Source organism: Thiolapillus sp. (assembly GCF_048562965.1).
GTDB classification, from domain to species: domain Bacteria; phylum Pseudomonadota; class Gammaproteobacteria; order Chromatiales; family Chromatiaceae; genus Thiolapillus; species Thiolapillus brandeum_A.
This window is the reverse complement of record NZ_JBHNMF010000664.1, coordinates 1-1677: the sequence shown is the minus strand read 5'-3', so window position 1 is coordinate 1677 and position 1677 is coordinate 1. Positions and strand designations below refer to the sequence as shown.

Here is a 1677-nt window from a genome sequence, read left to right as displayed (position 1 = left end):
GACCACCCTGGGGAATAGCAGCCAAGGGACGAGCTCACCTTTCCCTAACATACCCACAAAGCGTCTCCCTGAATTTTAGCGGCTAAAATCAGCGGGAGTGACTATGGGCCTGCCTGATCGAAGAGTCAGCTGCAACAGCCCGTCCATCAGCATTGTATTCGATGCGCTTTGCGCTCCCTATTCCAGGTACTCTATCGAAATCATTGCGCGAATGCATAACGATTTTTTTACCGCATTGCTGGTACACGGAATCCTTGTCGGCGTGCACGATCACGCCAGAGCTGGCCTGCGTCTTATCAGTCGGCGAGGCTGTATAAATGTTGTAAATGCCGGCCTTCAGATTGAAGGCCTTTTCAACCTTCTCACTGCGCCATCCCTCCCCGCTGTCGGACTGAACGATGCGTTGACCGTTCATCACCAACACACGTCTTTTCATTTGGGAAGCTCCTTCGTAAATCAACACGATCAGAAGCGCCAAGTATCCTTGGCGCAGTACAACAAATGGGAAAAATTAAGGTTATAGTAATAAGACGCAGTTATCACCTCAACTTTTCTTCGTATGCGACTGGATTTTGAGGACCTGATCCAAGGCCTCCACACGGCCACGCAACTGGGCGGCCTCCTCACTAAAGGCACGAGCATCCTTTCTCGCCGCATCGAGGTCCGCCTGAAGCCTGGTGTACCGCTCCGCCTGGCGCGCCACCTCTTGCGCCGTCTGCTTGCGCTGTTCAGCGAACTGATCACGCTCGGACTGAAGCTGGGCCTCGGCCTTTGAAAGAGCGCCAGAGAGGCGATCCCGCTCCTTTGCGGACGTAGCGCGCACAGCGTCGATCTCAGACCGCAACTCCTTCATCTCCGCCCGATGTTCGGCGCGTGATTCTTTGACGGCCTCCAGGGCTTTGTCACGCTCAACACGCAGCTTTTCCACGTCGGCGTGCGCGCGATTCAACTCGGCCCGCAACTCGCTCGCACGAGCCTCTGAGGTTGCAGCACGTTCGCCGACTTCAGCGACCTTGCCCCGAAGATCGGCCACATCAGCCTTGGCAGTGGCCTCGGACTTTTCCAACGCTGTCAGCCGGGTGGCCGTTTGCTCAAGCTCGACCGCCTGTGACTCGTAGGCGTCCGCCAGCTCCTGGCGCATTACGTCCAACTCCTCGCGCTCCGACTCCCACCCGGCTTGTGCCGCCCGCAGTGACTCGTTGGCCAACTCCTGAGCCTGTGCCCAGAGTGAGCCCACGAAGGACTGTGCAGCCTGCATAACCGACTCAGGTACCTGCACGGCCAAGGGAGATGCCTGGGAGGTCTGAGCGCGCCTCCACTCCTTCATGGCCGCACTGGCGTCATTCATGTTGACCCGCGCGGCTTTTCTCACCACATCAACGGTAGGAAAGCCCTCACGGCCACCCTGCTCATACAGATCGTCCGCCGCAGCGAAGACACGATCCCGGACCTCCTTGCTCATTTGCGCCATGACAGTCACCTTCCTCGTTTAAATAAGCAGCGGTAAGAATAATAATAATAATACTACTATAATTTGTCAAGGCGGTTTTGTCCTGCCAGGCAAAAAACCCGCACTAGGCGGGGCTCTTCTCGGGACTGAAGTTATGGGGTCGGCGGATCAGGCTTCCATGACCGCCACCAGCTCGACGCCCAGCAGGTCTACCTCGACCTCCTGGC

Annotated in this window: 2 protein-coding genes; both read right to left on the bottom strand. The window is 57.2% G+C overall.

Features of this window, described 5'->3' with window-relative positions; all coding sequences use genetic code 11:
* Positions 1–88 precede the first annotated feature (88 nt).
* Positions 89–478: a KfrB domain-containing protein gene (locus ACOCD2_RS18915; RefSeq protein ID WP_305802454.1), complete on the bottom strand. Its 390-nt coding sequence runs from the start codon at positions 476–478 to the stop codon at positions 89–91.
* A 66-nt stretch (positions 479–544) separates the two neighbouring features.
* Entirely contained in the window at positions 545–1471 is a 927-nt protein-coding gene (locus ACOCD2_RS18910; protein ID WP_293674772.1) for a DNA-binding protein, read from the bottom strand.
* Positions 1472–1677: the final 206 nt, after the last annotated feature.